Genomic DNA, 21,406 nt, shown 5'->3' on the forward strand with positions numbered 1-21,406 from the left:
TCACAACCCGTTTTGCAGATCGGCCACTTCGGTAAGCCGCACCGCAAGCTGTCCGTCGCTGCCATCGATCTCTGTCAGCTCGCCGCGCGCGATCAGCTTGTCCCCGACATACAGCTCCACCGGGTCCTCCACTTTACGGTCGAGCGGCAGCACGGCGTCACGCTTCAGGCGCAGCAAATCGCGCACCAGCGGGCGGGCCTTGCCGACCGAGATGGTGATCTCGATCGGAACCTGCGTGAAGGGATTGGCGGTCGAAGCGTCCGGCGCGGTCTCATTCATCGGGCTTTTCCTTCGCGGTGGCGGTGAAATAGGTCGTGACCGCGCGCGAGATGGCGGCGATGACGGCGTCGAGATCGACGCGGGTCTCGGTATCGGCGAAGCGCAGATAGACCTGGCCCTCGCCAAGGCTGGGCTCTGCCGCGAAGACGAGTGGCAAGTCTGCACGTGGCGCGAGCGCCTCTTGAATTTGCGGCAGTGCGGACGGATTGCCGACCACCGTAATCGGCGTCGCGCAGAGATCCTCGGCAATCGGCATCAATTGCTCGGCCACGACGGGGCCAAGCGACGCACGCGCAAGCTCGGGCAACAGCTTGCCGCAGATCTCGATCAGAAGTGGCTCGAGCGCGTCGAGCATGTGCTGGCGCGCTTCGTGATAGGTGAAGCCCAGCGCCTGCAGGTTGCGCCCGAGATCGGCGTGGAGCCGCGCGGTTTCCGCATTCTGCGCGGCAACGGCATCGTCCCACCCGGCCTGATATCCGGTCTCGAAGGCGGCCAGTTTGGCCTCTTCCAACTCGGCCGGCGCGAGCGCGATTTCACCCGCCTCTGCCGAGTTGGGCTCAAAGGATTCCAGTTTCAGCCTTTGCCCCATCATGTTTTCTCCGACGGCTCTTCCATCCAGCTACGCAGGATTTCGACGGTTTCCGCCTGCCGCTCCTCAATCATCTTCTTCAATCGGTCGACGGGATCGGCGGGACGGTCCAGATCGAAATCCGCCTGTGACGCCATCGGCAGGTCACCGAGGTCGAAATCGGACACCAGCTGCATGTTCATGTCGGGCATCTCCCCGTCGTCGATTTCACCGGTGAGCGCCGTCGACGCCGTGGCGCCCTCCTCCGAGGCGCTGGGCGCGGGCAGCTCGGCCGCGCCTGCACGCGATTTCTGCAGCAGGATCGGACGCGCGACAAAAAGACCAAGCACGAGCGCGACGATCGCAAGGACCGCGATCTGGATGATCTGCGTCAGATCGAGCGCCATGCTGTCGATGAAGCCGGACCCTGCGATGGTTCCCGCCTCTGGCAGCGCCTCGAACTGCATCGACCGCAGGGTGATCACGTCCCCACGCGCCTCATCGAACCCGACCGCCGAGGCGACGAGTTCGCGCAGATCGGCCAGTTCGGCATCGCTGCGTGGCTCCCAGCTTGGCGTTCCATCCGGGTTGGTACCGCGCACCCCATCGACGAGCACGGCCACGCTTATTCGTTTGAGCGCACCGGGAGAACGGAGCAATTCGCGACGCGTCTCCGACACCTCGAAATTGGTGCGCGCGCGGGTCTCGCTCGAGCGGCTTTGCGATTTTCCGGTCGCGCCGGTGCCGTTATCGGGCAGATTCGAGGCGACGGTCGTCGCTGGCGGCGTGGTCGAGTCGGAGGTCTTCGAGGTCTCCGACGTATCGGTGGAAATCGCCACGCGCCCCTCCGGATCGAAGCGCCTTTCGGTGATCGCCTCGCGCTCTGTCGCGGTGTCGAGCGCCACTTCGACAACGACGTTTCCGGCCCCCACACGCGCCTCGAGCAGCCGTTCGACATTCTGCTTCAACGCTTGCGCGCGATCCTCTCCGCTGCCGGGCAGCGCGGGATTGTCGTTAAAGGGAATGAGCCCCCGCGCCGAATCGATCACCGAGACATCTTCGGGCGTCATGCCGGTCACCGCCGAGGCCACGAGGTAGCGCACCGCCTTCGCCTGCGCGCCGCTCAAGCCCCCGAGCGTCGGCGTGATCGTCACCGAGGCGGTCGGCTCGGGCGTCCCGCGAAACGGCATATTCGTCGGATGCGCGATATGCACCCGTGCCGATCGGATCGACGGCACGGCGGCGATCGTTCGCGCCAATTCCCCCTCTTTCGCGCGCCAATAGGCCGCGTCGAACATCTGCGAGGTCGTGCCGAATCCCGACAGCGAATCGAGCAGTTCATAGCCCGCCCCGCCGCTTGCGGGCAGACCTTGCGAGGCAAGTGTCATCCGCAATTCGTCGCGCTGCGGCGCCGCGACGAAAATCGAATCGCCACGCACCTCGTAGGCCACACCGCGCTGTTCGAGCGCCGAGATCACCTCCCCCGATTCCGAGCTGCCAAGCCCCGCGTAAAGCAGCGCAAGCGTCGGCTTTGACGCGATCGACCCGATGGCGAAAACCGTGGCGATCATGGCGATCACCCCAAAAACTGCGGCGAGTTTCCTGCGCATATCCAGGCCGGCCCAAGTGTCGATGAGTTGCTGCAAGACGAACCTCCAGAGAGCGGGCGTTCTACCCGAGCGTCGCAGGCACCTTCCCTTAATGCGATTAACAATCGGTTAGTCCGACTCGGGTATTCCAAGTCTCGAACCGCAACAGCGAGGCCCCCATGACGGACGCCACTGCCGAGGCCGAAGAGCCACTGAAGAAGAAGTCCAAGCTGATGCTCATGATTGGTCTCGTGCTCATGCTTTTGCTGGGCGGCGGGGGGTTCTACGCGGTCTATTCGGGGCTGATTCTCGCACCTCCGGACACGGCGCACGGCGCCGCCGGACCGGAGGCGCCCACGCCCGAGGCGCTTCCCGATATCGCCTATGTCGCACTCGAACCGCTCGCGATCACGCTGAGCGGGGCATCCGCGCGTCACCTGCGGTTCGCGGCCGAGCTTGAGGTGCCCAGCGCCTATCAACATGACGTGGAGCTTTTGAAGCCGCGCGTGATGGATGTGCTGAACGGGTATTTGCGCGCGGTCGATGTCAGCCTTCTGGAGGATCCAAGCGCGATGATGCGCCTGCGCGCGCAGATGTTGCGGCGGGTGCAACTGGTCACCGGAGACGGGCGCGTGCGCGACCTTCTGGTCATCGAATTCGTGCTGAACTGAGGGGAGAGAGCAATGCAATTCCTTGCCGAAATCACATCCGGACTCGCGGCCTTGGCGGCGGCGATTTATTGCTTTGTGCTCGCGCGCAGGCTCAAGCGGTTCAATCAGCTGGAGACCGGGATGGGCGGGGCGATCGCCGTGCTGTCCGCACAGGTCGATGACATGACGCGCGCGCTCGAGCGGGCGCAGGCGACCGCGGGCACGTCCGAGCGGCAATTGCGTGCCCTGACGGAACGCGCGGAAGCAGGTGCGGAGAAGCTCGAACTGCTTCTGGCCTCGCTGCACGATCTGCCCGATGACGGTGAACCGCGCCGCCGTGTGTTGCGCCGACGGCATCGGGAAACGGATATGGAGGCGGCGCAATGAGCCGGCTGCCCAAGCGCAAACCCGGCCGTCGCAAATCCCGCCCGGGCCGCGGTGCTCTCTGGATCATCGCCGCGCTTTTCGTCCTGTCCGGCGGATTGCAGCTTGCGCAATTTGGAGCCTGGGCGCGCGAGGCGACCGGCCCCGCGCATGAGACCGAAGCGGCGAAACCGGAAGACGATTGCATCGACGACGCGGGGTTCATGGCAATGCTTGCAGATCTCAAGGTGCGAGAGGCGAAACTCGTCGAACAGGAGGGGCTGCTCAGCGACCGCCGCAATGCGCTCGCTCTCGCGGAAACCCGGTTGGAAGCGCGTCTGAATGATCTCGTCGCGGCGGAAGAGGCGCTGTCCAAGACCGTGGCCGTGGCAGATGGCGCGGCCGAGAAAGATGTCGGAAAGCTCGTCGCCCTTTACGAGAACATGAAGCCGAAACAGGCCGCCCCGCTTTTCGCCGAAATGGACCCGAATTTCGCCGCAGGTTTTCTCGCACGGATGCGCCCCGCTGCTGCAGCGGCGGTTATGGAAAGCCTCGAGCCGAAAACGGCCTACGCGATCAGCGTCCTGATGGCGGGTCGCAACGCAGGCGCGCCCCGCGACTGAGGCAGACGTTAAGGGTCTTGGGCATTTCTTAAACCGAATCATTCAAAGTCGCCCAAGAGAAACGGAAGGGGCTTTCCATGATCGGCATCATCGGCATCGTGATCATCTTCGCGATGGTTTTCGGCGGCTATGTCGCGGCGGGCGGGAAGATGGGGATCATCCTGAAATCCCTGCCCTTCGAGATGATCATGATCGGCGGCGCCGCCGTCGGCGCCTTCGTTCTGTCGAACGACATGGCCTCGATCAAGCACACGCTGAAGGATGTCGGAAAGGTTTTCAAAGGACCGAAATGGAAGCCCGACGACTACCGCGATCTTCTTTGCCTGTTGTTCGAACTGATCCGGCTTGCCCGTCAGAACCCCGTCGCGATCGAAGAGCATATCGAAGACCCGGAGAGCTCTTCGATTTTCGGGAAGTATCCGAAAATCCTGCACGATCACGAGGCGATCGACATCATCTGCGATACGATGCGATCGGCCTCGATGAATTACGACGACCCTATGCAAGTGGAAGAGGTGCTCGATAAGCAGCTCGAGGCGAATTACCACCACGCCATGCATTCGAGCCACGCGATGCAGTCGGTTGCCGACGCGATGCCCGCGCTCGGGATCGTCGCGGCGGTGCTCGGGGTCATCAAGACCATGGGGTCGATCGACCAGCCCCCCGAAATTCTCGGCAAGATGATCGGCGGCGCGCTTGTCGGAACCTTTCTCGGCGTGTTCCTCGCCTACGGATTCATCGCCCCCTTTGCGAGCCGGATGAAGGGGGTGATCGACGAAGACAGCCACTTCTACAAACTGATCCGCGAGGTGTTGATCGCCAACCTGCACAATCACGCAACCAATATCTGCATCGAGGTCGGTCGTCAGAACACACCCCACCACATTCGCCCAAGCTTCTCCGACCTCGAGGAGGCCTTGAAGTCGGTGAAATCGGAGGCGGCATGAGGTTCTGGATCGCGCTTCTTTTTCTGCTGCCCTTCACCCTGGCTTATGCCACGCCAATTCCGGTCAAATCGGGCGAACATGACGGCTTTTCCCGCCTCGTGGTCTATCTACCCGCATCGGCCAGTCGGGCTCTTGCACCCGTAGATGGAGGTTTTCGCCTCGCGACCGACGCATCAGATCCGCAATATGCGTTTCAGAACGTGTTCGAGTTGATCCCGCGTGACAGGTTGAAATCGCTCGTGGCGGAGCCCGATGGCACGCTTCTCCTGAAACTCGCATCCGGAATCGTTCCCGAAACCTTTTCTCTCGAGAGCGGTGCATTCGTCATCGACCTCAAGGATGCCCCCCCAGATGAAGCCGCGCTGTCGCCAGCTGCGGCAGTGCGCGATCGGGCCAAATCTTCGCCGACGAATGCGCCGCGGCCATCCACCCCGCCGCGCCAAAGAACCGTTCAGCCCGTCGCGATTGGACGGGACTATCTCGACCTCTTCTGGCAGCCGCCACATATGCGCGAAGCCACCGCTGCGCCGGTGACGATCTCGGATGGCGCGCCTAAACCGCAAATCCCGCCGAAACCGGATCCGCGACTTGATGGCATTGAAGAGAGCCTCTTACGCCAGATTTCGCGGGCGGCATCGCAGGGGCTCGTCTCGGCTCAGGTAAAGCCTTCAGAAGTCCAGCCCGAAAAAAGCGGGCAAGAAGCAAAGTCTCCTGCACGCAAGGCGGCCCCTGAGAGCGATTATGATCCGATAGGTCCACCCCCTCCGACACCTCCGCCGTATCTCGCCGTCGACTCGATGACCGTGATCGATCGCGATCATCTTGTCACGCCACCCCAGCCGCAACTGGAGGTATCCGCATGCCCTCCCGATCGATATTTCGACCTCGCGAGCTGGATCGACGAGCGCCCGGCCTTCGCGCAGATCAGCGATGCACGCCGTGATCTTTTGGGCGAATTCGACGTCCCCAACCCGCGTAAGGTGATGGCTTTGGCAAGGCTATACATCGCCTTCGGCTTTGGGACGGAATCCCGCGCGCTTTTGCGCGACATGGGTAAGGATGGTCCTGGCAAAGATGCTCTGCTCTTTGTCGGATCGGTTCTCGATCAGGACCCTGCCGCCGCCGCATCGCCGCTCGCGCGGCTCACAGATTGCGATGGTGCGGTCGCGCTTTGGGCTTTCCTTGCATCAGACCCGCCGCCCGAAAAACGAGATGTCGCATTCGCCGCGCTCCGCCGAAATTTCGAAGCACTTCCGGTGGATCTGCGACGGTCTCTGGCACCAAACCTTGTGGCTAGGCTCATGCAGATTGGGGCAGCGGATGTGGCGAGGTCTCTCGAACCTGCGGTCAGCCGAATAACCACGGAGGATCGAACTGCGCTTGATACAGTGGAGGCGGAAATCCAAGCGAAAGATGCGGATCCACAAGCTTTGGGTAACCTTGAGGCTCTTTCGAAGACGAATTCAGAGCAAGGGTTGCGCGCGTTGATCCTATGGCTCAACGGCCAGATCGATGCAGGCGGAGAGGTCGATCCGGCAGCTCTCGCCAATGCTGAGGCGCTCGCATTCGAACTCGCCAAAGCGCCAGAGGCACCGGAGCTGCGGCGCATCGCTGCGATCGGGCACGCCGCGAATTCCGAATTTCCTAAAGCTTTTGAGATTTACGCCGATCCGACCACGATCGCGGACCCAAACGGCACGCTCGCGGCAATATTCACACGGTTGGTTGGTCAAGCCAGCGACGCTGTCTTCCTTCGAACCCTCTACGACGAATTGCCACTCGCCGAGGAAGTCGCGCGGATACCGGACCTGCGACATGAATTGGCTGGACGCGCAATCTCTCTGGGAATGCCGGCAGTCGCCGTGCGCCTCCTCGGCAAGGCCGCGCCATTGACGGAGCAGGACAAAACTCTGCTCGCTCGGGCTGCGCTTCTTGAAATGGACCCTGCAGCTGCTCTCGCCCATCTGAAGGGCCTCGGCGGTCAGCAAGTCGAGCAACTCCGGGCGGAGGCTTTATCCCGGCTCGGTCGACACAACGACGCGCGTGCGGCCTACCTGCGCGCGGGCAATTCAGACGATGCGCGCGCGCAGTCCTGGCATAAGGGCGACTGGTCAAACCTGGAGACTTCGCCCGATGCGGTGGAGAAGCAGTTTTTGGAAACTTTCGGTGCGCCGCCTCCGCCTGAGGCGGAGGTCCAAGGCGGCCCGATCACTCAGGCACGCAACCTTTTGGAGCGAAGCCAATCCGAGCGGGAAACGTTGTCGAAAATGCTCGACCGTCTTGCCTTGCCGTCCGCACAGGAATGACGCGCAGAAACGGCGCAAACGGTTTCTAAATCTTTGGCCGCTAGGTCTGGGTTTGCAAGAATTGCACTGCAAAGGGAAAATCCCATGTCTTGGCTTTGGCGGGCTCTGTATGTCCTCTGTCTAACCCTCGTTCCGCTATCCGCGGCGGGGCAACCCCAGCTATGCGAGGCCGCCGCGAAGCAAGCCTCGCGCGAAAGCGGCGTTCCTTATGCGGTGCTCATGGCGATCTCGCTAAATGAGACCGGACGCAAAGGCGCGGGTGGCTTCGAGCCGTGGCCGTGGACCGTGAATATGGAAGGCGCTGGGCATTGGTTCGACAGCCGGGATTTGGCGCTCGCTTACGTTTTCAAGGAATTCAGACGCGGCGCGCGAAGCTTCGACGTCGGCTGTTTCCAGATCAATTTCAAATGGCACGGGCAGCATTTCTCATCGATCGAAGAAATGTTCGACCCGTTGGAAAACGCTCGATACGCGGCACAGTTTCTGAAATCGCTCTACGCAGAAAGCGGTGACTGGAAGAGGGCGGCGGGCGCCTATCACTCGCGCACGCCCGAGCATGCGAAAAGCTATTCGACACGCTTTGCCCGATTTTACGCGAAACTCGAAGGCAGAAGCGGCCCGAAAGACGTGATGACCACTTCCGCCGCCGCGGCCAGTCCATTGCCTGATATTCCCTACATCGTGCTGGCACAAAGCGCGTCCCAAGCACAACGCCGAGGGAACGGCTACCCACTTCTGCTCAGGTCGAAAGACGCAGAGCCGCCCCGGCCGGGCGGTGCCCCGGGCGCCTCCCTGTTCGCGCGTGCGGCGCGGAAAGCGCGAGGGATGTGATGGCGGCTCCGCTCGTGCAACGCGCGTTTCAGCCAACGATCCTATTGGCGCTCGCGCTGATGGCGGTCATCGCGATGATGATCCTGCCGGTGCCCTCCTGGATTCTCGATATTGGTCTCGCCACCTCTTTCGCCCTCGCGATCCTGATCTTCACCGTCACCCTCTTCATCGAACGTCCGCTCGATTTCTCCGCCTTTCCTACCATTCTCCTTGCGACGCTCATGCTGCGGCTGTCACTCAACGTTACCTCGACGAAACTCATCATCGGAAACGGACACACGGGCACGGGTGCGGCGGGCGGCGTTATCGAAGGGTTCGCGAATTTCATCATGAGCGGCTCGGTCCTGATCGGGCTGGTCGTGTTCTGCGTGATCCTGATCGTGAATTTCATCGTGATCACCAAAGGCGCGGGGCGCATGGCCGAGGTCGGCGCGCGCTTCGCGCTCGACGCGATGCCGGGTAAGCAGCTCGCGATCGACAGCGACATGAATGCGGGCGCGATCGACCATGCCGAAGCGCGAGAGCGGCGCGAACGCGAGCAGGCGGAAACCACCTTTTTCGGCTCACTCGACGGGGCATCCAAATTCGTCAAAGGGGACGCGGTTGCTGGGTTGTTAATCACGATGCTCAACCTCGTGGTCGGGCTGCTTATCGGCACCGTCGTGCATGGAATGCCGCTCGATCGCGCGCTTGAAACCTATGCGATCCTCACGGTCGGCGACGGCCTCGTCAGTCAGATACCGGCGGTCATCATCTCGATTGCAGCGGCCATCTTGCTGTCGCGTGGAGGGGCGAAAGGCTCCACCGATCTGGAGTTGTTCCGCCAGCTTGGTAAATACCCGGCCGCCCTGACCACCGTTGCGGTCTTGATGGCGCTTTTCGGTCTCGTGCCGGGCCTCCCCTTCGTGCCTTTCACCGCGGGGGCCGTCATCCTCGGCACGGCAGCCTATATGCTGCGGCGCGCCGAACGGGCGCGTGCACGGCGCGAGGCGATGAAAATGCCTGCGCCGGAGACAGGGCCGAAGCAGAAATCGATGGGTGACGTGCTCGACATCGACGATATCCATGTCGAATTCGCCCCGGATCTGGTCAAGATGGCGCTCGATCCGGCGACGGGTCTGGACGCGCGCATATCCAACATGCGCAATCACGTCGCGGCGAATTTCGGATTGATCCTCCCTGAAATTCGGCTGACCGATGACGCAACCTTGCCGCCCGGTCACTATCGCATCCGCGTTCAGGGGGTGGAGCAGGCGCGCGATCGGCTGATGCCGGAGCATGTTCTTGCGCTGATCGCGGACAATCGCGAGTTCCTGCCCGACGGCGAGGAGGTCCGCGAACCGGTGTTCCACGCGCCCGCGCTTTGGGTGCCCGCCCATCAGCAGGAAGACGCGGCGCTTGCCGGCTCAACCGTGGTCGGGCCGACGGAGGTGCTCGCGACGCATCTTCTCGAAGTGATCAAGGCGAATTTCTCTCGGCTGATGACGTTGCGGGCGCTGCGGCGGCTGCTCGACGAAGTCGCGAACCTCTCCGATCCGACACGCGCACAGGCCAATCGACGCGTTCTCGACGAGCTCATTCCCGACAAGGTGCCGATCGATCTGCTTCTTTCGGTTTTAAGACTACTGCTCGATGAACGGGTCTCGATCCGCAACCTTCTGCTGATCGTCGAGGCCATCTCGGAGGCGCGCCACCTGCAAAGCCCCGAGCAGATCTGCGAACATGTGCGGCAGCGCCTCGGCTTCCAGCTCGTCGCCGATCTGCGTCGCGAGGACGGCACGATCCCCCTGATCCAATTGGCCCCCGATTGGGAGGAACGCTTTGGAAAATACACGATCGGGGGCGAGGCGGGCAGCGATGTCGCCTTGCCACCTGACCTGTTCAACAAGCTGGCGGCGAATATCGCAGAGAAACTCGCCGGGGCGGCCCAAGCGGGGACGTTCCCGGCACTGGTCTCGTCAGGGCGCAGGCGGCGGTTTTTGCGTACGGTCATCAACGCGAAAGGGCTGAACGCGCCGGTCCTGAGCTACGAAGAAATCGGCCTGGAGGCGCGGCCCGCGATGGTCGGACAGGTCCCCGCATGAGCCCGTCGCTCCTCGATCTGCTAAGCGAGATCCTGCAACAAGCACGAAGCTTTTTGTTCATAGGTTTCATTATCTTGCTACGGGTGGGCGGGATTGTCGCCATGGCCCCGGGCTTTGGCGAAACGAGCCTGCCGGCGCGGATCAAGACGGGGGTCGCCCTCGCGATAACCCTGGTGACGGTTCCGGCACTCGCGCCGACGCTCGCCAGTTTCAACCAAGGGACCGCTTTGCCGCTCTGGCTCACCTCGGAAATCGCAATCGGCCTCTTTCTTGGCTTCGGATTGCGCACCTTTGTCTTCGCTCTGCAAAACGCGGGCACAATGGCGGCGCAGTCGAGTTCGCTCTCCCAGCTGCTCGGCGGAATGGGCGGGGAACCGCAACCCGCAATCGGAAATGTCCTGCTGATCGCCGGAATCGCGGTGCTGATGAGTCTCGGATTTCACGTCCATCTCATCGAGTTTCTGATCGGCACCTATCAGGTGTTACCGGTGGGCGAATGGCCCGATCCGGATGCGCTGCGGCGCTGGGGCGTCTCGGGTGTCGCGCATGCGTTTTCGCTCGCTTTCACGCTCGCCGCCCCCTTCGCGGTCACCGGGCTGATTTACAACATCGCGCTTGGCGCGATTAACCGAGCCATGCCGCAGCTGATGGTCGCGTTCGTCGGGGCCCCGGCACTCACGGCAGGCGGCCTGATCCTGCTTGCCCTCTGCGCGCCCACTGCCATCGCGATCTGGCGCGAGGCGGTCATGGCCTTCCTCGGCAACCCGTTCGGAACGGTGCAATGAGCGAAGACGACGCCGGCGAAAAGGAATTCGATCCAACCCCGCAGAAGTTGGCGGAAGCGCGGCGCAAGGGCGATCTGGTGCGCTCGACCGAGATTTCCGTGGCCGCAGTCTATGGCAGTTTTCTCGCGACACTGCTCGGCCTAGGTATCTACAGCGTGACGCGGTTCGGCAGCGGGGCGATGGCGATGCTGGATCGCGCCGATGAGATGGCCGCGCAGTTTCTTGGTGGCGGGACGGCCCTGGGCGGACGGATTATCGGCACGCTGCTCCTGCCGCTCGCGCCGTTTTTCGTGGTGCCGATGATCGCCGCGCTCGTCGCCTACTGGGCACAACGCGCGATCGTGGTCGCGCCCGACAAGATCCAGCCAAAGCTCAGCCGGATCAATCCGCTGAAGAATGCTGCGCAGAAATTCGGACGCAGCGGGCTGTTCGAATTCGCCAAGAGCGCGACGAAACTCGCGGTGATCGCGACGATTCTTTTCGTTTACCTCAGGGCGCGCGCCGATCTGATTTTGCTCACGCAGCGTCTCGAACCGGTGCAGATCGTGGGATTGCTGTTTCGGATGATCGCCGAGTTTCTGATGATCGTCACTGCCCTCGCCGCCACGATGGGCGCGATCGACTATCTTTGGCAGCGGTCCGAATTCCTGCGCCGCAACCGGATGACGCGCAAGGAATTGACCGACGAAATGAAGCAATCCGAAGGCGATCCTCATCTGAAGGCACAGCGACGTCAGAAGGGGATGGAGCTTGCGATGCGGCAATCGGTTCCCGACACCGCCAAGGCCGATGTCGTGATCGTCAACCCAACCCATTACGCGGTCGCGCTGAAATGGGATCGCGCCTCGGGTCGTGCGCCGGTCTGCCTGTCGAAAGGGGTCGATGCGATCGCGGCGCGGATCCGCGAGATCGCGGCGGAAAATGCGGTGCCCGTGCATTCGGACCCGCCGACCGCGCGGGCGCTGTTCGCGGCGATCGAGATCGGCGAGGAAATCCGGCCGGAGCATTACAAACCCGTGGCGGCGGCGATCCGCTTTGCGGAGAAGATGCGCAAGGCGGCCCGCGGAGGTGCGGCATGGCGCAAATGAGCAAATTGCAGGTAAAGCGGCTGGCGGCGCTCGCCCGATTGACCCGTATGCAGCGGGAGGCGGAGTTGGCTGCGCTCGCACGGCTGAACGCCCGGGCGCGCGCGCTCGATGCGCGAATTGCCAGCCTACAGGCAGAGGATCGGTCGACCCGGGAGACGCTCGCGCAGGAACCAGCCTCGGGGCAAAACACCCTCGCCTATCTGCGCTACCTGTCGCTGGAAGACACGCGGCTACGCGCCGCGCGGAAGGAGCTCGACCCCGCGCTTGCTGCGCAGCATGGCGCAACCGCGCGCGCGGTGGGCCGCCATGACATTGTCACGAAACTTGGTCACCCGAAACGCGGCGCGCCGCGCTGAGGCACGGGATCTCTCGTCTCTCACAGGTATCGCGGATCGGACCTAGCTGTCCTGACGCACGATATCGGAGACCAAGACCGCAAGGACACCGGGACCCAAGATACTACGCGCGGTCTCGGTCAGAGCCCGGCGCAGGCGCGACATGTTCGCGGAGTCCGTGAACAGGCCCTGAAATCCCCCCGTATTCGCGTGATCGAAGAGCACCTGCAGAAACGCATCGCGCAGTTTCGGCTCGGCGCGGTAGACGGCCTCGGTCTCACCGACCGTCACCTCGAGGCTAAGCGACAGGATGACCATGCCGGAGATGCGCGACTCGGTTACCAGCGGCACGATGAACTGGTTGTTGAGCTTGACGAATTCGGAGGTGACATCGCCCTCGCCCCCATGATCGGCGGCGGCCGGGGCCCCATGAGCCTCTGGTGCGGCTCCGTGATCTCCTGCTGCCGCCTCCGCAGCGGCCGGGTCTGTGGGATGTTCTGCGGGCGGTGGGGCGGGACGCAGGAAATATCCTGCCGCGCCGCCGCCGGCGAGGCCGATCAGACCGAGGAGAAGCGGGAGGAGTTTACCAAGCATTACGGAACCTCAGAAGGGCAGGAGAATATCGGCGATCTGTTGGCCATAGCGCGGCTGCTGCACATCGGTGATCTGCCCGCGCCCGCCATAGGAAATCCGCGCGCCAGCGATCTTGTCATAGGTGATCTCGTTCTGGCGGCTCACATCGGCGGGGCGCACGAAACCGGTGACGATCAGCTCGCGCACCTCGAAATTCACCCGTACCTCCTGGCTGCCCTGAATGCGCAACACGCCATTCGGGAGCGTCTCGATGATCGTTGCGGCCACGCGCAGGGTCAGTTTCTCGTTGCGCGATACCTGCCCGTCGCCGGAATAGGTCGAATTCGAATTGGTCGAGACGGCGTCGGCCATGCTCGCCCCGTCTGGCAGGCGCTTGTCGATCCGCTGCGGAATGCCTAGCATCGAGGTCACCCCCATCGTATCCGATCCGCTGCGCGAGCGGCCCGTCGAATTCGAGATCTCGGCCTTATCGTTAATCTCAATCACGACGGTGAGGATATCGCCCCGCTTGGCGGCGCGTGGGTCGCCCAACAGCGAGTTGCGCGCACCTGACCAAAGAGAGGCTTCTTGTTCGGGGCTGCGCGCCTCCGTCGTGACGGGCAGTGGTGAGGAGGCCATGGCGTAGAACTCGTTCCCGCCTTCCATCGGCGTGAATCCGGGCGCCTTACCGACCTGCTCGAGCCGCCCGCAGGCGATGAGCGTGATCGACAAAAGCAACAGGGCAGGAGATTTCATCGCGAATTCCTCATGGGGCAACATGGGCAGTTCCGTCAGCGCCAAGCGTCGCGGAGACCACGGTTTTCGAAGCGGCGTTCATCACGCGGATCGTCTCACCGATGCCGGCCCGATCGAGCGCGCGGCCTTCGGTTCGGATCTCCAGCGAGCCGCGGCGGAACAGCAGCGGGATGATCTGATTGCGCTCGACAATGGCGGGCTGCCCCAGATCGCGGGCTCGGATCGGGCGACCGGCATAGATCACCCCGCGCGTCTCGAGGCCGATCGCCTCCTCCGGCCCGGTCAACGCCCCGACCACCTCGCCCGGTTGCAGCCCGACATCTGCGGGGGCGACGATTGTCCGGGCGCGCATAGTGTGCAGCGCGACGAGCGTGTCCGCCAAGACCTTGCCCGGCAGAAGACCGGATACCGCAATCAGGATCGCCCACCTCAGCATCACCGCACCTGCGTCGTCGCGCCAAGCATCTGATCGGCGGCGGAAATGACCTTCGCGTTCAACTCGTAGCCGCGCTGCGCCTTGATCAGCTCTGTGATCTCGCGCACCGGATCGACCGAGCTTTCCTCCAGATACCCCTGCCGCAGCGTGCCCAACTCATCCGCGCCGGGCGTATTCACATTGGGCGGCCCCGAGGCCCCGGTTTCGAGAAACAGGTTCGAGCCAATCGCCTCCAGCCCCTTTTGGTTTGAGAAATTCGCCAAGGTGAACTGGCCGAGAAGCTGCGGCGCGACCTGATTGCTGAAATAGGCATAAACCTCGCCTTGCGCGTTGATCGCCACGGCGCGCGCGTCGTTCGGAATGGTGATCTCGGGCACGACCGGGTAGCCGTCAGAGGTCACGATCTGGCCGGTCCCATTGCGCTTGAGCCCACCGTCACGCGTGTAAGCGGAGATGCCCGAGGGCAGCGTCACCTCGAGATAGCCATTGCCGTCGATCGCGAGGTCCAGATCGCCGCCCGTCGCGCTGAGAGAGCCTTGCGCGATGTTGACCGTCACGGCAGTCGGGCGCACCCCGAGGCCAAGCTGCACCCCGGCGGGGATGGTCGTGCCATCGGTCGCGTTGATCGTGCCGGGGCGGGTCATCTGCTGGTAATGCAGATCGGCGAACTCGGCGCGGCGCGCGTTGTAGCCAGTGGTCGACATGTTCGCGAGGTTGTTGGAAATCACCTCGACGCGCATCTGCTGCGCGCTCATGCCGGTGGCTGCGATCTGAAGCGCTCTCATGTCCTGGGCCTCCTGTTATCGGGCGAGCGTCTGGATGACGCCGCGGATTCGTTCGTCTTCGCGTTCGAGAAAGGCCTGGCCCATCTCGTAGGCGCGCTGGACCTCGATCATGCGCGCGATCTCGGTGATCGGATCGACGTTGCTGTCTTCGAGATACCCCTGCATCAGAACCGCGCCCTCCACCGGTTCGGCCCCGGCCTCTGCGGTGAAGCGAGTGCCGCCGACATGGCGCAATTCATTGGGATCGGTGGGAAGGTAGACGCCGACCTGCGCGATAGGCTGGCCGTTGTTCGAAAGTGTGCCATCGGCGGCGAGCGCGACCGAAGTCGCCCCCGAGGGGATTGCGACCGGCGTACCGCCGGAATCGAGCAGCCGGTACCCGTCGGGCGTAAGCAACTCGCCTTCAGCCGACGGGATGAAACTGCCAGCCCGCGTGAGCTGATTGCCCTGCGGGGTCTCGATCATGAAGAACCCCTCGCCCTCGATCGCGAAATCGAAGGTGCCGCCTGTCTGGGTCAGCCCGCCTTGGCTTCGATCGATCAGCCGACCATGCGCCCGCGCCATCGACAGCGAGGGTTCGTTGCCCTCCAGCCCCGAGAGATACTCGGAGAAAATCACGCCCTCGCGCCGGAAGCCCGTGGTCGAGACATTCGCGATATTGTTCGCAAGCGTCCGCATTTCGCGCATCAGGCCGGATTGCCGCGTGAGGGTGGTATAGATTGCGTTATCCATCTTAGCCCCCGGCGACGATCGGCAGGATGGTGCGGGTAAAGAACTCCACCAGCTTTTCCGACATGAAGCTCATCGACACCCAGAACACGACGAGCATCGCCCCCACTTTGGGCACGAAAGTCAGCGTCATTTCCTGCACCGAGGTCAGCGCCTGAAAGAGGCCGATCGTGACCCCCGCGACCAGCGCGACCGACAGGAGCGGCGCCGCGATCAGCACGGCGATCCACAAGCCCTGCCGGAGCGTGTCGAAGAAAATCGCGTCCTGCATCAGACCGGCATCCTGAGAATTTCCTGATAGGCCTCGACGACCTTGTTGCGGACGGTCACCGCCGTCTCGATCGCGAGTTCCGTCTGGGCGAGCGCCTGCACCAGCGCATGCGGATCAGCCTGTCCCGCCATCGCGGCTTTGGCAGTGTCTTCGCCCGCCTTGACCGCATCGACGAATGAGTTCGCCGCCTGTTCGAAAAGGGAGCCCGGCCCGGAACCGCCCGCTTCCGGCGGGACAGCTGCCCGGGCCTGGGCGTAGCTTTGCGTTGCAAGGGAGGTGTTAAAATCCATTCTAGATCTCCTCGGTCCTTAGCGGCGAAGCAGTTCGAGCAGGGAGGCCGACATTTGCCGGGCCTGATCGAACATGCGCAAATTCGCCTCGTAGCTGCGCTGCGCTTCGCGCGCGTCAGCGATTTCGACCACCAGATCGACATTCGAGCCGTCGTGATAGCCGTTCTCGTCGGCCATCGGATGGCCAGGTTCGTAGATTTGGGTGAGTTCGGATCGGTCGAGCCGCACCGGGCCAAGGGTGACCTCTCCGGTGGAAGCGCCTTCGGAGACGACCTTCTCGAAAGCCGCGATCTTGCGGTGATAGCCGGGCGTATCGGCATTCGCGATATTCTCGGAGCTGTGCCGAAGCCGCATCGCCTGCGCCTTCATGCCTGAGGCGGACAGCGCCATGGATTGGGTAAAATCGCTCATCTTCAGCCCCTCCCGAGCGAACTGCGCAGGATGTTGAGCGAAGAGCGGTAGATCGCGAGCGACAGGTCATGCTCGCGTTTCACCTCGACCGAGCGGACCATCTCTTCTTCGAGCGAGACCGAATTCCCGTCGGGCGAGGTGACACCGGGAGAGGCGATCACCTCGGGCGCGGTGGTGATCGTCGCCGAGGCGTCGATGTGACCCGACCGCGTCGCCCGCAGAGCGCCGCCACCCTCGCTACGATAGAGGTCTTCGAAAGCCGGCAGGTCACGCGCCGCATAGCCGGGCGTGTCCGCATTGGCGATATTCTCCGCAACCGCGTTCTGGCGGGCTGCGGCGTGGGTGGCCATCGCGCTGGCCATTTTCATGATCTCAATCTTCTCGAACATCGGGGCTTCTCCTCCGAGCTATCAACCAAGCTTTAAGAGCGAATCGTTTAGAAAACGTTTCGAGAACATCGGAGGCCAGAATGGCATTTGCGGGATTCGACCTGTTGCGCGCCGAAATGCGCGGTATCGCCAGCGCCCATGCGGTCGGGCGCGTGCGCGAGGTGCGGCGCGGGATGATCGAGGTCAGCGGTCTGGCCCGTTCGGCGGCCCTCGGCGACCGCGCGACGATTCGCTGCCAAAGCGGTCGCGAGATCGGCGCGGAAGTTCTGTCGCTGACGCGCGGGGAGGTCACGGTGCTGCCCGATGGAGCCGCCGATGGCGTGGCGATCGACGACGAGGTGGAGCTGCTCGGTCAGGGCGGGATCGCCCCGCATGACAGCTGGGTCGGGCGCATCATCGACCCGTTCGGAAAGCCGCTCGACGCGCGGCCACTGATCCACGGCGCGCGCGAGCGCGAATTGCGCGCAAGCCCTCCGCCTGCCGCCCAGCGCAAGCGGTTGGGCGGTCGGTTGGAGACGTCACTTGCCGCCTTCGACACGATGTTGCCGCTGGTCCAAGGCCAAAGGGTCGGCCTTTTCGCGGGATCGGGCGTCGGGAAATCCTCGCTATTGGCGAGTTTCGCACGCGGGGTATCTGCCGATATCGTCGTCATCGCGCTGATCGGCGAACGCGGCCGGGAGTTGCGGGAATTCGTCGAAAAGACCCTCGGCCCGGCGGGAATGGCCCGCGCGGTGATCGTCGCCGCAACCTCGGATCAGTCGCCGCTGGTGCGCCGCCGATGCGCCTGGGCCGCGATGGCCGTGGCCGAGCATTTCCGCGACGCGGGCCAGCATGTGCTATTCCTCGCAGACTCGATCACGCGCTTTGCCGAAGCCCATCGCGAAGTCGCTTTGGCCGGGGGCGAGCCCGCCTCGCTGCGCGGCTATCCGCCCTCGACCTCCTATCAGATCATGGCCTTGGGCGAGCGCGCGGGTCCCGGCGCCGAGGGTCAGGGCGACATCACCGGCGTGTTCTCGGTTCTGGTGGCAGGTTCCGATATGGACGAGCCGATCGCCGATATCCTGCGCGGCGTGCTCGACGGCCATGTCGTGCTGGAGCGCGAGATTGCGGAGCGTGGGCGCTTCCCAGCGATCAACATGCTGCGTTCGGTCTCGCGCTCGCTGCCCGACGCGGCGGATCCCGAGGAAAACCGGCTGATCGGCAAGGCGCGCAGCCTGCTTGGCGCCTATGACCGGGCCGAGATGATGATTCAGGCGGGGCTTTATGCGGAAGGCTCGGACCCGCGCATCGACGCGGCGATCAAGGTCTGGCCCGAGCTGGATGCCTTCATTGCCGAACCCGCCCCCGAGGGCATCGCGGGCAGTTTCGCGCGGCTGCGCACGATCCTGTCGCAGGTGCCGGGATAGTGCTTACATCAGGTCCCAAAGCAGCTTCGCGGCCAGCAGCGTCGAGGTCGTCACCAGCAGCGGCTTGATCAGCCGCGCGCCCACCCGCATCGCAAGCCGCGAGCCCAGCCGCGCCCCAGCGATCTGCGCCAGCCCCATCGCGATGCCGAGCACCCAGAGCGGCGAGCCGACCAGCAGGAACCCCGTCAGCCCCCCGATATTCGACGAGAAATTCAGCAGTTTCGTATGCGCCGTCGCCTTGAGCACGCCGTATCCCGCCAGCGTCACGAAACCGATCATGAAGAACGACCCCGTCCCCGGCCCGATCAACCCGTCGTAAAAGCCGATAACCGGCACGAAGGCGGCGGTGAACAGGCCGGGCCGAATACGCTGCACCCGATCCGTGTCATCCAAACCGGGCCGCAAGGCGAAAAACGCGGCGATCGCGACAAGGATGAACGGCAGGGCGATCTCGATCTTGTCGGTCGGGATGCGCGACACGAGAAGCGCCCCCGCGAGCCCGCCAAGGAACCCGATCACCGCGGCCAGTAGCTGTTTTCGCAGCACCACATGGCCCGAGGCCGCATAGGAAATCGCCGCGGTCGCTGCCCCGAACGTGCCTTGAATCTTGTTCGTCGCGAGCGACTGCACCGGCGGCACGCCCGCCAGCAAAAGCGCAGGCACCGTGATCAGCCCACCGCCACCCGCGATGGAATCGACTACCCCCGCCGCGAAGGCCGCGCCGATCAGCATCACCACCAGATCGAGAGGAAGTTCAAACATTTGCACCCCGGTCAGAAGACAGCCGCCTCTTGTCCTGCCCGCGCCGCGAAAAGTAAAGCCGTTGCCTCACCGGGGCCGCAGCCGCTATCACCGAAGCTCAGCCTTGCGGAAGACCCAGATGATCCAATTGTCCCTTGCAGCCGTTCCGCTACTTGCGAGCCCCGCCCGGTGATCGCGCGCACGAACCCATATGCGCCGCTCGACGCGTTCGCGGCCCCCGCGAAGCCCTATGCGCAGATCTGGCGCGGGATGCTGGGTCTGGGCGTGATCGTCGCCTTCTACCTGCTCAGCGGCTGGGCGATGATCCTGTTCTTCTCCTCGATGCTCGACGATTTCTCGATGCTTCGGTTGTTTCAGGAAATCGCCCATGGCTCGACGCCGCGTGGCCTCGCCATTCTGCTGGCGAGTTTCGCGCCGCTTCTGATCGCGACTATCGTCGTCAGCCGCCACCTGCATCACCGCGCGCCCGCAACGCTGTTCGGACGGCGAAGCCTCGCCGCCTTCACGAAGGTGCTGCCGGTTCTGCTGCTCTTCGCTCTTTTCTCCTTCGGGCTGACCCAGTTCAGCGAGGCCGCAGCGCGCTCCAACCCGCTGCTGCATGTGCTGAGCTGGGCACCGATCGCGCTGCCGCTTCTGGGGGTGCAGATCGCAACCGAGGAGGTGCTGTTTCGCGGCTATCTCCTGCAGCAACTCGCGGCGCGCTGGCGCAGCCCCCTGATCTGGATGGTTCTGCCCTCGGCGCTGTTCGGGGCGCTGCATTATTCGCCCGGCGCGTATGGCAGCAACGCGCTCTGGCCCGCGCTCTGGGCTTTCGGCTTCGGCTGCCTCGCGAGCGACCTGACCGCGCGGACCGGCAATCTCGGCGCAGCCCTTGCGCTGCATTTCGCCAATAACTTCGGCTCGCTTTTTCTCGTCGGCTTCTACGGCCAGCTCGACGGGCTGGCGCTCTACACGATCGTGATCAACACACGCGACCTTTGGGACCTCTTGCCGTGGCTTCTGCTGGACATGCTGCACCTGCTGATCGCGTGGTTGTTGATCCGCCTCACCCTCCGCGTCTGATTGCAATTCGTGCAGGGGCGGCGTATTTCAAGCCAAACCGACCCGCCCCAGCGAGAGGCTCATACGATGAACTGGATCACCAATTACGTCCGTCCTCGGATTAACTCGCTGTTTTCGCGCCGCGAAGTGCCCGAGAACCTTTGGACGAAATGTCCCGAATGCGGGACGATGCTGTTCCACCGGGAGCTGTCGGACAATCTGAACGTCTGCACCAATTGCGACCATCACCTCGCGATCACGCCCCGCGTGCGCTTCGAGGCGCTGTTCGACGGCGGCATCTTCTCCGAAGTGAAAGTGCCCGAGCCGATCACCGACCCGCTGCATTTCAAGGACCAGAAACGCTATCCGGACCGGATGAAGGCGGCGCAGAAATCGACCGGCGAAAAAGAGGCGATGCTGGTGGCCGAGGGCGAGATCGGGCGCACGCCGATCGTCGCGGCCGCGCAGGACTTCACCTTCATGGGCGGCTCGATGGGCATGTATGTCGGCAACGCGATCATCGCGGCGGCCGAACGCGCAGTGAAGCTCAAACGCCCGCTGGTGCTGTTCTCGGCGGCTGGCGGCGCACGGATGCAGGAAGGTATCCTGTCGCTGATGCAGATGCCGCGCACCACCGTCGCCGTGCAGATGCTCAAAGAAGCGGGCCTGCCCTATATTGTCGTACTGACCCATCCGACGACGGGCGGCGTGACCGCCTCCTACGCGATGCTGGGCGACGTGCATATCGCAGAGCCCAACGCGCTGATCTGCTTCGCCGGCCCGCGCGTGATCGAACAGACGATCCGCGAGAAGCTGCCCGAGGGCTTCCAGCGCGCCGAATATCTGCTGGATCACGGGATGCTCGACCGCGTGACGCATCGCATGAAGATGCGCGACGAGCTGATCACCATCCTGCGCATGCTGATGAACCTGCCGCCGGCGGTGAAGGGCGATCTGCCCGCGCCGGAGAAGGCGCCCGAGGCAGCCGTCGCCGAGGCGGCTCCCGAGGTCGAGGCGAAGCCCAAGACCTGATCTTCGTATTGGCTGAAATATCCCGGGGGGCGGCATCAGCCGCGGGGGCAGCGCCCCCTCCCCGGTCCGCCATCTAA

Annotated in this window: 26 protein-coding genes; 13 read left to right on the top strand and 13 right to left on the bottom strand. The window is 63.7% G+C overall.

The genetic code is table 11. The features are described from left to right. The 3 genes from BMI88_RS17820 to fliF are packed head-to-tail and all read right to left on the bottom strand — an operon-like array spanning window position 1 to window position 2,493. Window positions 1-279 carry a FliM/FliN family flagellar motor C-terminal domain-containing protein gene (locus tag BMI88_RS17820; protein WP_078522277.1) on the bottom strand — a complete coding sequence of 93 codons (279 nt, stop codon included), beginning with the start codon at window positions 277-279 and terminating at the stop codon, window positions 1-3. Further along, window positions 272-871 carry a flagellar biosynthesis protein gene (locus BMI88_RS17825; RefSeq protein WP_146673624.1) on the bottom strand — a complete coding sequence of 200 codons (600 nt, stop codon included), beginning with the start codon at window positions 869-871 and terminating at the stop codon, window positions 272-274. The genes BMI88_RS17820 and BMI88_RS17825 overlap by 8 nt, the downstream gene beginning before the upstream one ends. Further along, window positions 868-2,493: a flagellar basal-body MS-ring/collar protein FliF gene (gene fliF, locus BMI88_RS17830; protein WP_078550899.1), complete on the bottom strand. Its 1,626-nt coding sequence runs from the start codon at window positions 2,491-2,493 to the stop codon at window positions 868-870. The genes BMI88_RS17825 and fliF overlap by 4 nt, the downstream gene beginning before the upstream one ends. 122 nt (window positions 2,494-2,615) lie before the next feature. Between fliF and BMI88_RS17835 the strand changes: the two genes are divergently transcribed. From BMI88_RS17835 to BMI88_RS17880, 10 genes are all read left to right on the top strand, one after another. Beyond that, window positions 2,616-3,107 (top strand): flagellar basal body-associated FliL family protein, encoded by a 492-nt coding sequence (locus BMI88_RS17835; protein ID WP_078550900.1) that lies wholly within the window; start codon window positions 2,616-2,618, stop codon window positions 3,105-3,107. A gap of 12 nt (window positions 3,108-3,119) precedes the next feature. Next, entirely contained in the window at window positions 3,120-3,473 is a 354-nt protein-coding gene (locus BMI88_RS17840; protein WP_078550901.1) for a hypothetical protein, read from the top strand. Beyond that, complete coding sequence (locus BMI88_RS17845; RefSeq protein ID WP_078522272.1) at window positions 3,470-4,072, top strand: hypothetical protein; 603 nt, start codon at window positions 3,470-3,472, stop codon at window positions 4,070-4,072. Before BMI88_RS17840 ends, BMI88_RS17845 begins: the two co-directional genes overlap by 4 nt. A 77-nt stretch (window positions 4,073-4,149) precedes the next feature. Further along, window positions 4,150-5,019, top strand: a complete 870-nt coding sequence (motA, locus tag BMI88_RS17850; protein WP_078522271.1) for a flagellar motor stator protein MotA — start codon at window positions 4,150-4,152, stop codon at window positions 5,017-5,019. Further along, window positions 5,016-7,325: a hypothetical protein gene (locus BMI88_RS17855; RefSeq protein WP_078550902.1), complete on the top strand. Its 2,310-nt coding sequence runs from the start codon at window positions 5,016-5,018 to the stop codon at window positions 7,323-7,325. Before motA ends, BMI88_RS17855 begins: the two co-directional genes overlap by 4 nt. A gap of 84 nt (window positions 7,326-7,409) precedes the next feature. Beyond that, entirely contained in the window at window positions 7,410-8,156 is a 747-nt protein-coding gene (locus tag BMI88_RS17860; protein WP_078550903.1) for a transglycosylase SLT domain-containing protein, read from the top strand. After that, window positions 8,156-10,240 (top strand): flagellar biosynthesis protein FlhA, encoded by a 2,085-nt coding sequence (gene flhA, locus BMI88_RS17865; protein WP_078550904.1) that lies wholly within the window; start codon window positions 8,156-8,158, stop codon window positions 10,238-10,240. Before BMI88_RS17860 ends, flhA begins: the two co-directional genes overlap by 1 nt. Further along, window positions 10,237-11,025, top strand: a complete 789-nt coding sequence (locus BMI88_RS17870; protein ID WP_078550905.1) for a flagellar biosynthetic protein FliR — start codon at window positions 10,237-10,239, stop codon at window positions 11,023-11,025. The genes flhA and BMI88_RS17870 overlap by 4 nt, the downstream gene beginning before the upstream one ends. Further along, window positions 11,022-12,113, top strand: coding sequence for a flagellar type III secretion system protein FlhB (locus BMI88_RS17875; protein WP_078550906.1), 1,092 nt, complete (start codon window positions 11,022-11,024; stop codon window positions 12,111-12,113). Before BMI88_RS17870 ends, BMI88_RS17875 begins: the two co-directional genes overlap by 4 nt. Continuing rightward, the gene (locus BMI88_RS17880; RefSeq protein ID WP_078550907.1) at window positions 12,101-12,469 is read left to right on the top strand and encodes a hypothetical protein; all 369 of its coding nucleotides are present in this window, start codon (window positions 12,101-12,103) and stop codon (window positions 12,467-12,469) included. The genes BMI88_RS17875 and BMI88_RS17880 overlap by 13 nt, the downstream gene beginning before the upstream one ends. Before the next feature lie 42 nt (window positions 12,470-12,511). On the opposite strand, the gene BMI88_RS17885 is transcribed toward BMI88_RS17880, so the two are convergent. The 9 genes from BMI88_RS17885 to BMI88_RS17925 are packed head-to-tail and all read right to left on the bottom strand — an operon-like array spanning window position 12,512 to window position 17,088. Next, window positions 12,512-13,042: a flagellar basal body-associated FliL family protein gene (locus BMI88_RS17885; protein ID WP_078550908.1), complete on the bottom strand. Its 531-nt coding sequence runs from the start codon at window positions 13,040-13,042 to the stop codon at window positions 12,512-12,514. 9 nt (window positions 13,043-13,051) lie between these two features. After that, window positions 13,052-13,777, bottom strand: coding sequence for a flagellar basal body L-ring protein FlgH (gene flgH / locus BMI88_RS17890; protein ID WP_078551122.1), 726 nt, complete (start codon window positions 13,775-13,777; stop codon window positions 13,052-13,054). A gap of 10 nt (window positions 13,778-13,787) precedes the next feature. Continuing rightward, window positions 13,788-14,213, bottom strand: coding sequence for a flagellar basal body P-ring formation chaperone FlgA (gene flgA, locus BMI88_RS17895; protein ID WP_078550909.1), 426 nt, complete (start codon window positions 14,211-14,213; stop codon window positions 13,788-13,790). Then, the gene (gene flgG / locus BMI88_RS17900; RefSeq protein WP_078550910.1) at window positions 14,213-14,998 is read right to left on the bottom strand and encodes a flagellar basal-body rod protein FlgG; all 786 of its coding nucleotides are present in this window, start codon (window positions 14,996-14,998) and stop codon (window positions 14,213-14,215) included. Before flgG ends, flgA begins: the two co-directional genes overlap by 1 nt. Before the next feature lie 15 nt (window positions 14,999-15,013). Then, entirely contained in the window at window positions 15,014-15,730 is a 717-nt protein-coding gene (locus tag BMI88_RS17905; RefSeq protein ID WP_078550911.1) for a flagellar hook-basal body complex protein, read from the bottom strand. A 1-nt stretch (window position 15,731) separates the two neighbouring features. Next, the gene (locus BMI88_RS17910) at window positions 15,732-15,998 is read right to left on the bottom strand and encodes a flagellar biosynthetic protein FliQ (protein ID WP_078522260.1); all 267 of its coding nucleotides are present in this window, start codon (window positions 15,996-15,998) and stop codon (window positions 15,732-15,734) included. Further along, window positions 15,998-16,288 carry a flagellar hook-basal body complex protein FliE gene (gene fliE, locus BMI88_RS17915; protein WP_078550912.1) on the bottom strand — a complete coding sequence of 97 codons (291 nt, stop codon included), beginning with the start codon at window positions 16,286-16,288 and terminating at the stop codon, window positions 15,998-16,000. The genes BMI88_RS17910 and fliE overlap by 1 nt, the downstream gene beginning before the upstream one ends. Before the next feature lie 18 nt (window positions 16,289-16,306). Further along, window positions 16,307-16,699 (bottom strand): flagellar basal body rod protein FlgC, encoded by a 393-nt coding sequence (gene flgC, locus BMI88_RS17920; RefSeq protein ID WP_078550913.1) that lies wholly within the window; start codon window positions 16,697-16,699, stop codon window positions 16,307-16,309. A 2-nt stretch (window positions 16,700-16,701) separates the two neighbouring features. Then, window positions 16,702-17,088, bottom strand: coding sequence for a FlgB family protein (locus BMI88_RS17925; RefSeq protein ID WP_078522259.1), 387 nt, complete (start codon window positions 17,086-17,088; stop codon window positions 16,702-16,704). 80 nt (window positions 17,089-17,168) lie between these two features. On the opposite strand from BMI88_RS17925, the gene BMI88_RS17930 reads away from it, so the two are divergent. Then, the gene (locus tag BMI88_RS17930) at window positions 17,169-18,494 is read left to right on the top strand and encodes a FliI/YscN family ATPase (protein ID WP_078550914.1); all 1,326 of its coding nucleotides are present in this window, start codon (window positions 17,169-17,171) and stop codon (window positions 18,492-18,494) included. A 3-nt stretch (window positions 18,495-18,497) separates the two neighbouring features. On the opposite strand, the gene BMI88_RS17935 is transcribed toward BMI88_RS17930, so the two are convergent. Continuing rightward, complete coding sequence (locus BMI88_RS17935; RefSeq protein WP_075775250.1) at window positions 18,498-19,256, bottom strand: TSUP family transporter; 759 nt, start codon at window positions 19,254-19,256, stop codon at window positions 18,498-18,500. Between the two features lie 168 nt (window positions 19,257-19,424). On the opposite strand from BMI88_RS17935, the gene BMI88_RS17940 reads away from it, so the two are divergent. After that, the gene (locus BMI88_RS17940) at window positions 19,425-20,318 is read left to right on the top strand and encodes a type II CAAX endopeptidase family protein (RefSeq protein WP_078550915.1); all 894 of its coding nucleotides are present in this window, start codon (window positions 19,425-19,427) and stop codon (window positions 20,316-20,318) included. Between the two features lie 66 nt (window positions 20,319-20,384). Further along, on the top strand, window positions 20,385-21,329 hold the full coding sequence (gene accD, locus BMI88_RS17945; protein WP_078550916.1) for an acetyl-CoA carboxylase, carboxyltransferase subunit beta: 945 nt from the start codon (window positions 20,385-20,387) through the stop codon (window positions 21,327-21,329). Window positions 21,330-21,406: the final 77 nt, after the last annotated feature.

The sequence above is a fragment of the Thioclava sp. F36-6 genome, from assembly GCF_002020305.1.
GTDB classification, from domain to species: Bacteria; Pseudomonadota; Alphaproteobacteria; order Rhodobacterales; family Rhodobacteraceae; genus Thioclava; species Thioclava sediminum.

What these genes read in the sequence shown, in the direction of transcription:
- BMI88_RS17820 (WP_078522277.1), bottom strand. Translation starts at nt 279, where the DNA reads ATGAATGAGACCGCGCCGGACGCTTCGACCGCCAATCCCTTCACGCAG.
- BMI88_RS17825 (WP_146673624.1), bottom strand. Translation starts at nt 871, where the DNA reads ATGATGGGGCAAAGGCTGAAACTGGAATCCTTTGAGCCCAACTCGGCA.
- BMI88_RS17835 (WP_078550900.1), top strand. Translation starts at nt 2,616, where the DNA reads ATGACGGACGCCACTGCCGAGGCCGAAGAGCCACTGAAGAAGAAGTCC.
- BMI88_RS17840 (WP_078550901.1), top strand. Translation starts at nt 3,120, where the DNA reads ATGCAATTCCTTGCCGAAATCACATCCGGACTCGCGGCCTTGGCGGCG.
- BMI88_RS17845 (WP_078522272.1), top strand. Translation starts at nt 3,470, where the DNA reads ATGAGCCGGCTGCCCAAGCGCAAACCCGGCCGTCGCAAATCCCGCCCG.
- motA (WP_078522271.1), top strand. Translation starts at nt 4,150, where the DNA reads ATGATCGGCATCATCGGCATCGTGATCATCTTCGCGATGGTTTTCGGC.
- BMI88_RS17855 (WP_078550902.1), top strand. Translation starts at nt 5,016, where the DNA reads ATGAGGTTCTGGATCGCGCTTCTTTTTCTGCTGCCCTTCACCCTGGCT.
- BMI88_RS17860 (WP_078550903.1), top strand. Translation starts at nt 7,410, where the DNA reads ATGTCTTGGCTTTGGCGGGCTCTGTATGTCCTCTGTCTAACCCTCGTT.
- flhA (WP_078550904.1), top strand. Translation starts at nt 8,156, where the DNA reads ATGGCGGCTCCGCTCGTGCAACGCGCGTTTCAGCCAACGATCCTATTG.
- BMI88_RS17870 (WP_078550905.1), top strand. Translation starts at nt 10,237, where the DNA reads ATGAGCCCGTCGCTCCTCGATCTGCTAAGCGAGATCCTGCAACAAGCA.
- BMI88_RS17875 (WP_078550906.1), top strand. Translation starts at nt 11,022, where the DNA reads ATGAGCGAAGACGACGCCGGCGAAAAGGAATTCGATCCAACCCCGCAG.
- BMI88_RS17880 (WP_078550907.1), top strand. Translation starts at nt 12,101, where the DNA reads ATGGCGCAAATGAGCAAATTGCAGGTAAAGCGGCTGGCGGCGCTCGCC.
- BMI88_RS17885 (WP_078550908.1), bottom strand. Translation starts at nt 13,042, where the DNA reads ATGCTTGGTAAACTCCTCCCGCTTCTCCTCGGTCTGATCGGCCTCGCC.
- flgH (WP_078551122.1), bottom strand. Translation starts at nt 13,777, where the DNA reads ATGAAATCTCCTGCCCTGTTGCTTTTGTCGATCACGCTCATCGCCTGC.
- flgA (WP_078550909.1), bottom strand. Translation starts at nt 14,213, where the DNA reads ATGCTGAGGTGGGCGATCCTGATTGCGGTATCCGGTCTTCTGCCGGGC.
- flgG (WP_078550910.1), bottom strand. Translation starts at nt 14,998, where the DNA reads ATGAGAGCGCTTCAGATCGCAGCCACCGGCATGAGCGCGCAGCAGATG.
- BMI88_RS17905 (WP_078550911.1), bottom strand. Translation starts at nt 15,730, where the DNA reads ATGGATAACGCAATCTATACCACCCTCACGCGGCAATCCGGCCTGATG.
- BMI88_RS17910 (WP_078522260.1), bottom strand. Translation starts at nt 15,998, where the DNA reads ATGCAGGACGCGATTTTCTTCGACACGCTCCGGCAGGGCTTGTGGATC.
- fliE (WP_078550912.1), bottom strand. Translation starts at nt 16,288, where the DNA reads ATGGATTTTAACACCTCCCTTGCAACGCAAAGCTACGCCCAGGCCCGG.
- flgC (WP_078550913.1), bottom strand. Translation starts at nt 16,699, where the DNA reads ATGAGCGATTTTACCCAATCCATGGCGCTGTCCGCCTCAGGCATGAAG.
- BMI88_RS17925 (WP_078522259.1), bottom strand. Translation starts at nt 17,088, where the DNA reads ATGTTCGAGAAGATTGAGATCATGAAAATGGCCAGCGCGATGGCCACC.
- BMI88_RS17930 (WP_078550914.1), top strand. Translation starts at nt 17,169, where the DNA reads ATGGCATTTGCGGGATTCGACCTGTTGCGCGCCGAAATGCGCGGTATC.
- BMI88_RS17935 (WP_075775250.1), bottom strand. Translation starts at nt 19,256, where the DNA reads ATGTTTGAACTTCCTCTCGATCTGGTGGTGATGCTGATCGGCGCGGCC.
- accD (WP_078550916.1), top strand. Translation starts at nt 20,385, where the DNA reads ATGAACTGGATCACCAATTACGTCCGTCCTCGGATTAACTCGCTGTTT.